Origin of the sequence: Nocardiopsis protaetiae (genome assembly GCF_045446735.1) — a bacterium.
GTDB classification, from domain to species: domain Bacteria; phylum Actinomycetota; class Actinomycetes; order Streptosporangiales; family Streptosporangiaceae; genus Nocardiopsis; species Nocardiopsis protaetiae.
This window is the reverse complement of record NZ_JBJJBV010000206.1, coordinates 1-12,118: the sequence shown is the minus strand read 5'-3', so window position 1 is coordinate 12,118 and position 12,118 is coordinate 1. Positions and strand designations below refer to the sequence as shown.

The 12,118-nt window shown below is 69.7% G+C and carries 12 protein-coding genes; 1 reads left to right on the top strand and 11 read right to left on the bottom strand.

Translation table 11 applies throughout. The features are described 5' to 3' along the window. Positions 1-6: 6 nt before the first annotated feature. The 11 genes from ACJOT3_RS25595 to ectA form a co-directional block, all read right to left on the bottom strand. Complete coding sequence (locus ACJOT3_RS25595; RefSeq protein WP_406975658.1) at positions 7-444, bottom strand: SRPBCC family protein; 438 nt, start codon at positions 442-444, stop codon at positions 7-9. A 107-nt stretch (positions 445-551) separates the two neighbouring features. Beyond that, complete coding sequence (locus ACJOT3_RS25590; RefSeq protein WP_406975657.1) at positions 552-1,538, bottom strand: NUDIX domain-containing protein; 987 nt, start codon at positions 1,536-1,538, stop codon at positions 552-554. After that, the gene (locus ACJOT3_RS25585; protein ID WP_406975656.1) at positions 1,535-3,649 is read right to left on the bottom strand and encodes an RNA degradosome polyphosphate kinase; all 2,115 of its coding nucleotides are present in this window, start codon (positions 3,647-3,649) and stop codon (positions 1,535-1,537) included. Before ACJOT3_RS25585 ends, ACJOT3_RS25590 begins: the two co-directional genes overlap by 4 nt. 248 nt (positions 3,650-3,897) lie before the next feature. Then, positions 3,898-4,830 (bottom strand): CPBP family intramembrane glutamic endopeptidase, encoded by a 933-nt coding sequence (locus ACJOT3_RS25580; RefSeq protein WP_406975655.1) that lies wholly within the window; start codon positions 4,828-4,830, stop codon positions 3,898-3,900. Positions 4,831-4,991: 161 nt separating this feature from the next. After that, entirely contained in the window at positions 4,992-5,783 is a 792-nt protein-coding gene (gene ehuA, locus ACJOT3_RS25575; protein ID WP_406975654.1) for an ectoine/hydroxyectoine ABC transporter ATP-binding protein EhuA, read from the bottom strand. Beyond that, positions 5,770-6,408, bottom strand: a complete 639-nt coding sequence (gene ehuD, locus ACJOT3_RS25570; RefSeq protein WP_406975653.1) for an ectoine/hydroxyectoine ABC transporter permease subunit EhuD — start codon at positions 6,406-6,408, stop codon at positions 5,770-5,772. The genes ehuA and ehuD overlap by 14 nt, the downstream gene beginning before the upstream one ends. After that, positions 6,409-7,134, bottom strand: a complete 726-nt coding sequence (gene ehuC / locus ACJOT3_RS25565) for an ectoine/hydroxyectoine ABC transporter permease subunit EhuC (protein WP_406975652.1) — start codon at positions 7,132-7,134, stop codon at positions 6,409-6,411. Between the two features lie 6 nt (positions 7,135-7,140). Further along, positions 7,141-7,998: an ectoine/hydroxyectoine ABC transporter substrate-binding protein EhuB gene (gene ehuB, locus ACJOT3_RS25560; protein ID WP_406975659.1), complete on the bottom strand. Its 858-nt coding sequence runs from the start codon at positions 7,996-7,998 to the stop codon at positions 7,141-7,143. A 391-nt stretch (positions 7,999-8,389) separates the two neighbouring features. Beyond that, on the bottom strand, positions 8,390-8,782 hold the full coding sequence (locus ACJOT3_RS25555; RefSeq protein WP_406975651.1) for an ectoine synthase: 393 nt from the start codon (positions 8,780-8,782) through the stop codon (positions 8,390-8,392). A gap of 272 nt (positions 8,783-9,054) precedes the next feature. Next, a complete protein-coding gene (gene ectB, locus ACJOT3_RS25550; protein WP_406975650.1) occupies positions 9,055-10,320 on the bottom strand; it encodes a diaminobutyrate--2-oxoglutarate transaminase in 1,266 nt (421 codons plus the stop codon). A gap of 86 nt (positions 10,321-10,406) precedes the next feature. Then, positions 10,407-10,913 carry a diaminobutyrate acetyltransferase gene (gene ectA, locus ACJOT3_RS25545; protein WP_406975649.1) on the bottom strand — a complete coding sequence of 169 codons (507 nt, stop codon included), beginning with the start codon at positions 10,911-10,913 and terminating at the stop codon, positions 10,407-10,409. An 870-nt stretch (positions 10,914-11,783) separates the two neighbouring features. Here ectA and ACJOT3_RS25540 point away from each other — a divergent pair. Further along, a complete protein-coding gene (locus tag ACJOT3_RS25540) occupies positions 11,784-12,047 on the top strand; it encodes a WhiB family transcriptional regulator (RefSeq protein WP_220563308.1) in 264 nt (87 codons plus the stop codon). Positions 12,048-12,118: the final 71 nt, after the last annotated feature.

Here is a 12,118-nt window from a genome sequence, read left to right as displayed (position 1 = left end):
CGTCGGCTACTCCCGCTCCGCCGCCTCCTTGAGGCGCACCAGGGTCGCCTCGATGCCCCGGGCGTTGCGCGCGGGCATCCCGCCCAGCACGTAGAGCAGCGAGAACCCCCGGGAGTAGTCGAAGGTCTCGGTCACCCGCGTCCCGCCCCCGGGCAGCTCCTCCAGCTCGTACCGCCACCGGTGCGTGCCGATGTGCCGCCAGGCGATGCGGCGGTCCCTCTCGTACTCGACCACCCGGTTGGTCATCCGGTACGGCAGGCCGAACATCTTCATGTCCATGCCGAACCGCGCGTCCTCGGTCAGCTCGTCCGGACCGAAGCTGTTGCCGCGCACGGTGCCCGATCCGTCGATCTCCGGGTGCCGGCCGGGCGACGCCAGGATCTCGAAGATCCGGGCGGCGGGGGCGTCGATGACCGCGCTGCGGGAAACCTTGTACTCAGCCATGCGGCCATCATGGCAGCACCCCCTGAAGGGATCCTTCCGGCCTCCCCGGACCGGCCGCCCCCGTCGGGCGCCCCGGAGCGGCCGCCCCGCCGGCCTCCCCCGGTCGGCTACCCCCGGACCGCGTGCCGCTCCACGCCCGCCAGCACCCCGGCGGCCACGTGGATCACCCAGAACGACCCCTTGCGCAGCCCCAGCTGCTGGGTGATCGGCGCCCCCAGCCGCACCAGGGCCTCCTCCATCAGGTCCGGGATCAGCTCCCCGTGCGAGCAGACCACCGTGGGCCGCCCCGCGTCGAGGATCGCGGCGAACGCCTCGCGGGCGCCCTTGACGTCGTAGGACGGGGTGCCCTCCCGGACCGTGAAGGCCCGTTCGGTGCGCATCTGCACGTCCGCCTCCACCGTGTACGGCAGCATCGACTCGGTGCAGCGCGCGGCCGCCGACGACACCACCTCGGGCCGCCCGTAAGCGGACAGCACCCGGGGCAGGGCCAGGGCGTCGGCCCGGCCGGTCTCGTCCAGGGGGCGCAGCAGGTCGCTGTCGTCCCAGGTGCGCTTCTCCCCCGCCGAGAGGTGCCGGAGCAGGATGACGGGGACGGTCGCGGCGGGCCCGGCCCGGAAGTTGTCCAGGACCTGCACGTCGTGGTGGTAGGTGAGGCGCTCGCGCGCCTCCTCGACCGGGACCCACTCGACCCGGTCGACCTCCTCGTTGGCCTGGTAGTCGATGGCCCCGCCGGGTTCGGCGGGGGTCGCCGCCCACCACTCGACCTGTTTGGGCCAGCCGTCCTTGAGGTAGCGCTGCGGGGGCAGGCGGCGGCCCAGCACGGGGTTCAGGCCGGTCTCCTCCTGCACCTCGCGGACCGCGCCGATGATGGGGTGCTCGCCGTTCTTGAGCTTGCCCTTGGGCAGGGTCCAGTCGTCGCGGGCGGGCCGCCGGATGAGGACGACCTCGGTCCCGGCGTCCCCGTCGCGCCACAGCACGGTGCCGCCCGCCCGGATGGGCTCAAGGTAGCCGCCGACGGCGGTGGTGCGGGTCGGGAAGGCGCTGGTCACCGTGACCTCGTCCGCCTCCCCGGAGGCGTTGCCCTCGATGCTCATCCGCCCTCCACCACCCGCAGGTGGCGGTCCCCCCGCAGGCTGTCCTGGAGGTCCACCAGGGGCTGCCCGTCCGGGGAGTGCGTGACCCGGTCCCAGATGCCGTCGGGCTGCAGGCGCCAGGAGGAGGTGTCGTCGGACATCGCCAGGTCCATCAGGCCGATGAGCCGGCGGCACTGCTCCCCGTCGGAGATGCGCACCAGCGCCTCCACCCGGCGGTCGAGGTTGCGGGGCATGAGGTCGGCGCTGCCGATCCACACCTGGGGCCGCCAGCCGTTGGCGAACACGAAGATCCGCGAGTGCTCCAGGAAGCGGCCCAGGATGCTGCGCACCCGGATGTTGTCCGAGAGCCCGGGCACCCCGGCGCGCAGGACGCAGCTGCCGCGCACCCACAGGTCGACGTTGACCCCGGCCTGGGAGGCGCGGTAGAGGGCGTCGATGATCTCCTCGTCGACCAGCGAGTTGACCTTGATGCGGATGTGCGCGGGCTCGCCCTTGAGGGCGTTGTCGGTCTCGACGCCGATCTGCTGGAGCAGGCCCTCGCGCAGCGCCGCGGGCGCCACCAGCAGCCTGCGGTAGTGCTTCTTGCGGGAGAACCCGGTGAGGCTGTTGAACAGGTCGCTGACGTCCTCGCCGACCTCCGAGGCGGCGCTGAACAGGCCGAAGTCCTCGTAGATGCGGGCGGTGCTGGGGTTGTAGTTGCCGGTGCCGACGTGGCAGTAGCGGCGCAGCAGCCCGTCGTCGTCCTGGCGGATGACCATGGACAGCTTGCAGTGGGTCTTGAGGCCGACCACGCCGTAGACCACGTGGCAGCCCGCGTGTTCGAGCTTGCGGGCCCACTGGATGTTGTTCTGCTCGTCGAAGCGGGCCTTGATCTCGACCAGGACCACGACCTCCTTGCCCGCGCGGGCCGCCTCGATGAGCGATTCCACGATGGGCGAGTCGCCGCTGGTGCGGTACAGGGTCTGCTTGATCGCGACGACCTTGGGGTCGCCGGCGGCCAGGGCGAGGAACCGCTCGGTGGTGGTGGCGAAGGACTCGTAGGGGTGGTGGACCAGCACCTCGCGTTCGCGGATGGTGGCGAACAGGTCCCCGGAGGTGAGGGCGCGCGGCTCGACCGGGACCATCGGCGCGTAGTGCAGCTCGGGGCGGTCCAGGTCGGCGATCTGGGCCAGGCCGGCCAGGTTGAGCGGCCCGGGGACCCGGTAGATCTCCTCCTCCTCGGCGCCCAGCTCCGCGGCGAGGATGGCCAGCACGCCGTCGCTGATGTCCTCCTCGACCTCCAGGCGCACCAGCGGGCCGAAGCGGCGGCGCAGCAGCTCGTTCTCCAGGGAGGTGACGAGGTCGTCGGTCTCGTCCTCGTCGACCTCCAGGTCGGAGTTGCGGGTGACCCGGAAGGCGTGGTGGTCCACGACCTCCATGCCCTCGAAGAGCTGGGGCAGGTGGGCGGCGATGATGTCCTCGACCGGCACGAAGCGGCCGCCGCCCTTGGTGCTCAGCTCGATGAACCGGGGCAGGGCGCCGGGCACCTTGACCCGGGCGAACATGCGGCGCTCGTCGCGCGGGTCGCGGACGGTGACGGCCAGGTTGAGCGACCGGCCGGAGATGTAGGGGAAGGGGTGGGCGGAGTCCACCGCGAACGGTGTGACCAGGGGGTAGATGGAGCGGCGGAAGTATCCGTGCAGGTATTCGCGTTCGGCGGCGTCGAGCTCGTTCCAGCGCACGATGCGGATGCCGACCTCGTCCAGGCCGGGGGCGACGCTGTCCTGGAAGCAGGCGGTCTGGCGCCGCATGAGGTCGTGGGTGAACTCGGAGATGCGCTCCAGCAGGTCACGGGGGTGGTGTCCGCTGGACGAGGCGACGGAGAGCCCGGTGGCGAGCCGGCGCTTGAGGCCCGCGACGCGGACCATGAAGAACTCGTCGAGGTTGCTGGAGAAGATGGCCAGGAAGCGGGCGCGCTCCAGCAGCGGGATGTCCTTGTCCTCGGCCAGTTCGAGGACACGCTGGTTGAAGCGGAGCCACCCCTCCTCCCGGTCCATGAACCGGTCGGCGGGGAGGCCTCGGGGCTCGGTGGTGCTGGGACCGGCTGGCGTCGATACGGGTTCCGTGCTCACAGCTGGCAGACTCCCCCCTTTTCATGACCGGACGGTGACATCCCCGTGAGGGGCGAATGACCGCAACACGACCGCTATGGACCTTCTGTACCCAGATGCACATGAACACCTGCACTTAACGAGCATAGATTGCGCAGGTTTCGGCCCATGTGCTCGACAACGGTCGGAATAGGGGCCGGAACGCGAGCCGACACACCGGACCGCCGGGCGGACAGCCGGGCTTTTCCGACTCCAACGGCAGCCGTGTCCTAGATCATCCCGATTTGCAGGTCGGGGGGCGTGATGATGAGGAAGACGCCGATCCGCAGGAGCACGTTGAGCCAGGTGTTGCGGAAGCACAGCCACAGGTAGCCGTAGAGCAGGCTCGCCGTGCCGTAGGTGAGCAGGGCCAGGCCCAGGTCGTAGACGAAGCCGTCCCCCGGGAGCTGGGACACCGCGTCGTAGGGCTGGACGATCGCGTACATGAGGGCGTAGAGGATCGAGGTGGCCACGATCCCTCCCCCCGAACCCATGATGATCTCCAGCCTCGTCTGCACCATCCCGCGAAAGAAGATCTCCTCGCACACGGAGATCAGCGCGAACGCCAGCACGAACCCGACGAGCGGGAACGAGAACTCGGGCAGGCCGGTGTGGGGCACCATGATGTAGCCGATCAGCACCAGCACCAGGGCCACCGGGATCAGTCCCAGCCACCGCCAGGGCTGCTCGACCTTGAGGGCGATCGCGGGCATACCGGTCCCCCGGCCGTCCAGGACCACCCCGGAGCGGTCCATGACCAGCAGCGGCAGCGTGAACAGGAACAGCAGCCGGGACACCAGGGACGCCGACATCGCCAGGTCGGCCCCGATCTCCGCCCCGTACATGTGCAGGATGGTGCTGAGCACGACCATGCACAGCACGAACCCCACCAGGAACAGGGTCAGCCAGCCCAGCTCGCGGTTGATGGGGTGCGTCTGCATTGCGGCGTCGATGCGCCGGTCCAGGTCCGCCCGGTCGCCGAACGCCTTGACCAGCGCCCAGGCCACCACTCCCCCGATGAGCATCGGCCCCCAGGAGACCAGGAACAGGACCGGGGATTCGAAGACGACGTCGTGGCGCAGGCCGGGATCGACGGCCATGGCCGCCAGGACGACCAGGAGGGCGGCCGTCGTCCACCCGGCCAGCCCCCATCTTCGCACCATGGTCACAAGAGTCCCCCCTGCCTCAGAACACCCATTCTGCCCAAGGGGAAACTAAAAGCTACTTTACGACTACGGTATGTCGCCGCCGAACGGGGCGGGGGCGGAGGGGCCCGCAGACCCTCCCGCCCCCGTGGAACGGCGTTCGACCGGTGAGCGCCCGATCAGTGCCCGTTGTCCAGCACCGACCGGAGGAACTCCTTGGTGCGGTCCTCCCGGGGGTCCCCGAAGATCTCGTCCGGCGTCCCCTCCTCCGCGATCCGGCCCTTGTCGAACATGAGCACCCGGTGCGACACGTCCCGCGCGAACCCCATCTCGTGGGTCACGCACAGCATCGTGATGTCCGTGGTCTCGGCGACCGTGCGCAGCACGTCCAGCACCCCGGCCACCAGCTCCGGGTCCAGCGCCGAGGTCACCTCGTCCAGCAGCAGGATCTCCGGCCGCATCGCCAGCGCGCGGGCGATCGCCACCCGCTGCTGCTGGCCGCCGGAGAGCTGGGTGGGGTGGGCGTCGATCTTGTCCGACAGCCCCACCAGCTCCAGCAGCTCCTCGGCCCGGGCGTTCGCCTCGCCCCGGGGCAGGCCCAGCACGTGGACCGGGGCCTCGGTGAGGTTCTTGCGGACCGTCATGTTCGGGAACAGGTTGAACTGCTGGAACACCATCCCGATCCGCTTGCGGCGCGGGCGCAGGTAGGCCTCGTTGGCCGGGACCGTCCGGCCCCCGCGCGGCATGTGGCTGAACGGCTCCCCGCCGACCTCGATCAGGCCCTCGGTCACCTTCTCCAGGGTCATGAGCAGGCGCAGGATGGTCGTCTTGCCCGAACCGCTGGGCCCGATCAGGGTGACCCGCTCGCCGGGGGCGACCGAGAAGTCCAGGTTGTCCAGCACGGTGAGGTCGCCGAAGCGCTTGACCACCTGGTCGAAGTTGATGATCGCCGAAGCGTCAGACGGCGGCATAGCGTCGCTCCAGTCGTCGGATGATGATCGCGGAGGGAACGCTCACCAGCAGGAAGAGGAACCCGACCACGGTGTAGGCCTCCACGATCCGGAAGTCGGAGCTGCCGACCTGGCGGGCCGTGGCCAGCAGTTCGACCACGGTGATCGCCAGCAGCAGCGGGGTGTCCTTGAACATGGCGATGAGGTAGTTGCCCAGCGCCGGGATGACCTTGCGGATCGCCTGGGGCAGCACCACGGCGCCCCAGGTGCGCGAGGCGGGCAGGCTCAGCGCCGTGGCCGCCTCCCACTGGCCCTTGGCCACGCCCTCGATGCCGGAGCGGTACACCTCGGCGGTGTAGGCCGCGTAGTGCACGCCCAGGACCACGATGCCCACGGTCAGCGCCGACACCGTGGAGGGCGCCAGCGCGAACACGAACACCAGCTGGACCAGCAGCGGGGTGGTGCGGATGAACTCCATGACCGCGTGCACGATGGTCCCGACCACCGGCACCCGGCGGACCATGGCGATGGCCAGGCCCAGGACCAGGGCGATGAGGTAGCCCAGCAGGGTCGCCTGGATGGTGACCGCCAGGCCCCGCATGAGGTCGGGCAGGACCCGGAAGGTCCACTCGAAGTCCCAGATCATCTACTTCACACCCCCTGAGGTGGTGGGGGCGGGATGGCGCAGCAGGCCCCGGAGGCCCTTGCCGGCGGGCGGGGTGCGCCCCAGCCGGTGGTTGGCCCGGCGTTCCAGCAGGCGCACACCGAAGATGAGCACCTGGGCGATGAGGAAGTAGAGGATCAGCGCGCCGGTGAAGGCGAGCACCGTCTCCCCGGTCGCCTGGCGCATCTGCTGCGCGACGGCGCTGAGGTCGGCCACCCCGATGAGGAACGCCACGGCGGTGGCCTTCATCAGCTCGATGGACAGGTTGCCGAAGGTCGGCAGCATCTGGGCCCAGGCCTGCGGCAGGATCACCAGGCGCATCCGCTGGAACCAGGTCATGTCCAGGGCGACGGTCGCCTCGAACTGGGCCTTGGGCACGGCGTTGATCGCGCCGCGCACGACCTCGGCACCGTAGGCGCCGACGTTGAGGCCCACCGCGAGGATGGCCGCGAACCGGCCGTCCAGCTGGAACCCGGTCAGGATGGGCAGCGCGTACGCCATCCAGAACATGATCACCAGCGCGGCGATCCCGCGGAACACCTCGACGTAGGTCGTGGCCACGGCCCGCGGCAGCCACCCGGGGCGGGTGCCCAGGATGCCGAAGAACATGGCCAGGACGAACGCCAGCGCGATACCGCCGACGGTCAGCTGGATGGTCACCCACGCGCCGTCGAGGTAGAGCGGCAACCGCTCGATGAGGAACTCCACGCGGGATCAGTCCCCGCAGAGCTCGGCGGTGGTGGTGCCGTCGGGCAGGTCGGCCTCCGTGAAGCCCCACTCCTCGCCCAGCTCCAGCAGGCGGCCGCTCTCGGTGAACTCGGCGATGACCCGGTTCATCTCCTCCAGCAGCGAGGTGTCGGCGGGCCGCACGCACAGGCCGCCCCAGCCCTTCTCCTCCCGGCCGTCGATCTCCGGGAAGAAGGGCTCGGTGACGTCGAAGTCGCCGCCCCGGTCCAGCAGCAGGTACTCGTGGGAGACCTTGAGCATGGAGACGGCGTCGACCCGGCCCGACTCCAGCAGCTCGTAGCCGGTGGTCTGGTCGGGGATCAGCTCCAGCTGCCCGCTCGGGACCTCGAAGTACTCGGCGTAGGTCTGCTCCACCGAGGCGTTGAGCACCGCGAGCCTGATGTCGGAGTTGTCGACGAAGTCCGTGAAGTGCTGGATGTCGTGCGGGTTGCCGGAGGCCACCATGAACGCCTCGGGCGAGGTGGCGGTGGGCTCGGTGAAGGAGACCTGCTGACAGCGCTCGGGGGTGATGAACATGCCCGCGGCGATCACGTCGAACTGGCTGGCCTGTAGGCCCGGGATGAGCCCGTCCCAGGTGACGGGGTTGGGCCGGATCTCGGGGACGCCCAGCTCCTCGAAGACCGCCTGGGCGACCGCCGGGGACTGCCCGGCGGGGTTGCCGTCACCGTCGACGAAACCGAACGGGATCTCGTTGGCGAGCCCGACGTTCACGAAACCCTGCTCGCGCAACCGGTCCAATACGGCCGTATCACCCTGTTGACCGCCGCCGCCCCCGCCGTTGTCGACGCGTGTGCACGCGGCGAGCCCGAGGGTGGCCGCACCCACCCCGGCCAGGCGGAACGCGTCCCGGCGCCCGAGGGCCCGTCGACTGTTCGCTGATACCTGCATCTTCACACTCACTCCTCGCATCACTCGCGCGATCCATCGCGCCGTGCGGTCGGTCCCGCTCGGCGCCGCGCCAAGGGAGATCCGGCGGCCGGAAGGGCTCCCGGCCGGTGCCGCCGCTGGTGGACGGCGTGCCCGGCTCCGGTACGGGGTGTCCCTCCCCGAGGCCCCCCGGAGGTAACGAGACCCCGGTGGTCCGTTATGTACTGGTTACCCAGAACCCGGTCCAGGCCACTTCACACCCGGTGATCTACCCCGGTGCGACCTGATGACCACATTCCGTGACCAACGAAGGGTGGGGGCGGGCCGGGCCCGCCCCCACCCGGACGGGTCAGTCCGTCTCGACGACCAGCGGGTAGACGCCGTTCTCGTCGTGGACCTCGCGGCCGGTCACCGGCGGGTTGAACACGCACAGCACCCGGAAGTCGGTCTTGGGGCGGACGGTGTGCCGCTCGTGGCCGTTGAGGAGGTAGAGGGTGCCCGGGGTGATGGTGTGCTTCTCCCCCGTCTCCTCGTTGGTCAGCTCGGCCTCGCCCTCGATGCAGTGCACCAGCTCGACGTGGTTGGCGTACCAGAACGTCGACTCGGTGCCCGCGTACAGCACGGTCTCGTGGAAGGAGAAGCCGACTTTTTCCTTGGCCAGGACGATGCGGCGACTGCGCCAGTTCGGCGTCTTGATGTCCGCCTCGGTGTCGGTGATCTCGTCCAGGCTGCGAACGATCACGGGGTTCCTCCTCCTCGTCGGTGCGCTCGTGCGCACATGGCTGTCGTGTTACGGCGCGGGGCCGGCCGGCCACCCCCACGGGCGGCCGGCCGGCCCCGCTGTGCTGCTTTGAACCTCCGCTCCGCTTCGGTTCGTGCTCGGCGCCCTTTGAGGGCGGGAACCTTCGGCCCCTCCGTCGCAGTCCTCGTTCCTCGGACTGCTCCTACAGGGCCTCCAGAACCCCGCCGGCGCCTCGCAACCCCCCTGCGGTGCAGAAGCAGGCAACAACAGGTTCACGCGGGCTGGGCGACCTTGACGGCGGCGCGCGCCGCGTCGGCCATGATGTCCAGGCCCGCCGTGAGCTCCTCCTCCGTCATGGTGAGCGGGGGCAGGAGCTTGGCGACCTCGTCCTCGGGACCGGAGGTCTCCAGCAGCAGGCCGCGGTCGAAGGACTCGGCGGCGACCCGCTTGGCCACGGAGGTGTCCTCGAAGGCCAGCCCCCGGGCCAGGCCCCGGCCGCGCACGTGCGCGCCCAGGTCGACGTGCTCGGCGGCCATCTCGTCCAGGCGGGCGGCCACCAGGTCGCCCTTGGCCTTGGTCGCGGCGGAGAAGGCGTCGTCCGTCCAGAAACGGCGCAGCGCCTCGGTGCCGGTGACCATGGCCGGGTTGAAGCCGCGGAAGGTGCCGTTGTGCTCCCCGGGCTCCCACACGTCGAGCTCGCGCTTGAACAGGGTCAGGGCCATGGGGAGACCGTAACCGCTGATGGACTTCGACAGGGTGACGATGTCCGGAACGATGCCGGCCTCTTCGAAGCTGAAGAAGTCGCCGGTGCGCCCGCAGCCCATCTGGATGTCGTCGACGATCATGAGGATGTCGTACTCGCGGCACAGCTCGGAGAGCTCGCGCAGCCACTGGGCGCTGGCGACGTTGATGCCGCCCTCGCCCTGGATGGTCTCGACGATCACCGCGGCGGGCTTGTCCAGGCCGCTGCCGCTGTCCTCCAGCAGGCTGCGCAGCCACAGGAAGTCCGGGGTGCGCCCGTCCATGTAGTTGTCGAACGGCATGGTGGCCACGTGGCCCAGCGGCACGCCCGCGCCGCCGCGCTTCATGGAGTTGCCGGTGACGGCCAGCGCCCCCAGGGTCATGCCGTGGAAGCCGTTGGTGAAGTTGACGATCGTCTCGCGGCCGGTGTACTTGCGGGCCAGTTTGAGCGCGGCCTCGACGGCGTTGTTGCCCGCCGGGCCGGGGAACTGGACCTTGTAGTCCAGGCCGCGCGGTTTGAGGACGACGTCCTCGAAGGTCGCGAGGAAGTCGCGTTTGGCGACACTGTAGGCGTCCAGGCTGTGGACGATGCGGTCCTCGGTGAGGTAGCGGATGAGCGCGGTCTTCAGCTCCGGGTTGTTGTGCCCGTAGTTGAGCGATCCGGCTCCCGCGAAGAAGTCCAGGTAGGGACGGCCCGTCTCGTCGTAGACGTGGCTTCCGACGGCCCGGTCGAAGACCACCGGCCAGTTCCGGCAGTATCCGCGGACTTCGGATTCAAGGCGCTCGAAGGTCTCCATCGTGTGTTCCTCGGTTCCTTTCCCCAGGTTCGTGGGCTCATGGCGTTTCCGCTCGACGGGGTGGTCGATGCGGGGCGGATGGCCGGTCACACGTGTGCTTCGTCGGGGAGACCCAGAGGTCCGATGCGCACGAGGTCTTCGGGCTCGTGTGAGTCTCCATTCTCCTTCGGGAAGTGTTCCTCGGAGAAGAGTGCGGACCATGTGATCCGGGCCCGGCGGTCGCGTGCGAACGATGCGAAGAGCGCCCGCGACGCGGTGTTGTCCGGGGTGACGGTCGCTTCCAGGTGGTCGATGCCCCGTTCGACGATCCGGTCACCGATGAAGTCGAGCATGAGTCGGGCCAGTCGGCGGCCCCGGTGGGCCGGGTCCACGGCGACCTGCCACAGGAAGTAGGTGTCCGGGCTGTCGGGTCGCACGTAACCGGTGACGTAGGCGATGGGCCGTCCGGTGTCGTCGCGGGCGACGACGCTGGTGGCGGCGAAGTCCCGGCACCAGAGTGCGTAGGCGTACGGGGAGTTGAGGTCCATCCCCGCCTCCCTCGCCAGGGCCCACAGGTGCGGGCCGTCCTCGGGTCCGGGATGTGCCAGGCGCACGTCCCCACGGCTCGCGGCACCGGCGCGCTGTCCGGAGCCGTTCGCTCCTTCGTCGGTATGGTCGCGGGCTTGGAGATTCGTTCGTAGATGCGGCACGTCGATTGAAACTAGCGAACGAAGGTCAATGGGATGACGACATGATCCGTCGCGGATGTTTCACCGAAAGGCGAACGGGTATGGCTCGTTTCTTTGGTCCGATTTCACGGCCCCGACCAGGGCTTTTGCGGACCGCGCGATGGAGTGCGCGAAGACGGCGGACACGCCGCCCACCAGGGGATCCGGCGCCGCGGCGGCGATGCGGCCGCGTGTCGCGATGACGACGGGGCGCCGCGGGCGGAAGAATGCGGGTGACGGCCGTCAGGGTCAAACATAGAGCCTGGACGAGCAATATTAAGCGTGTGTTAAGTCACATCAATTCGGTGGAAACCTCGCGACATAACGTCTTCTCCGTGCCGGAGGGGTGACGCTCGGACGTCACGCGCCCGTCACGCGGATGTCACGGGGGCCGATCCCGGCTCCACGAAAACGGCTCTGCTCAGGGGCTTCGCCCCGGCGCCGACTCGGCCCGCCCGCGACCCGCGCGTGACCCGGCCGCGACCGCGACCGGGCCCGACGCGGTCCGCGATCCGACGAAGGTCCCTGGAGATCGGCCGAAGTTCTAGCAAGACCCCCTGTAGTACGACCCGATGTAGTACTACACTTAGTCGCATCGCTTCGCCGCAGTTCCGGAGCGGCCGGACACCCATCGGCCGGTCCCGGTCCTCCCACCCATGGATCAGCGGCACGGCGTGAGACTTCCGCCGACCCGGCCGTGGAGGACACGGCGCGGGCCACCGGCCAGCGACCGACAGCCACGGATCGGAGGCGCCCGTGAACCGCCTGTACCACGAGAGCGAGGACTGGGTCACGCAGGGACGTTGCCGTGCGTACGACCCCGAGATCTTCTTCCCGGTGAGCTCCACCGGTATCGGCAGGGCCGATACCGAGCAGGCACTCGCCGTCTGCCGCAGCTGTACTGTTCGCCCGGAATGTCTGCGGTGGGCGCTGCGATCCGGAGAGGCCCACGGAGTCTGGGGTGGGACCACCCCGGAGGAGCGGCGTTACATGCGCCGCGAGCTGGCCCCCGCGGTCTGACACCGACCCCGGGAAGAAGTACCCGTCGTGTGACGGGCGCGGGCCGCCGGGTGCGAGGGGGATCGCACCCG

Bases quoted from the DNA above. Each gene is read 5' to 3' on its own strand.
- ACJOT3_RS25595 (WP_406975658.1), bottom strand. From the start codon at position 444: ATGGCTGAGTACAAGGTTTCCCGCAGCGCGGTCATCGACGCCCCCGCC.
- ACJOT3_RS25590 (WP_406975657.1), bottom strand. From the start codon at position 1,538: ATGAGCATCGAGGGCAACGCCTCCGGGGAGGCGGACGAGGTCACGGTG.
- ACJOT3_RS25580 (WP_406975655.1), bottom strand. From the start codon at position 4,830: ATGGTGCGAAGATGGGGGCTGGCCGGGTGGACGACGGCCGCCCTCCTG.
- ehuA (WP_406975654.1), bottom strand. From the start codon at position 5,783: ATGCCGCCGTCTGACGCTTCGGCGATCATCAACTTCGACCAGGTGGTC.
- ehuD (WP_406975653.1), bottom strand. From the start codon at position 6,408: ATGATCTGGGACTTCGAGTGGACCTTCCGGGTCCTGCCCGACCTCATG.
- ectB (WP_406975650.1), bottom strand. From the start codon at position 10,320: ATGGAGACCTTCGAGCGCCTTGAATCCGAAGTCCGCGGATACTGCCGG.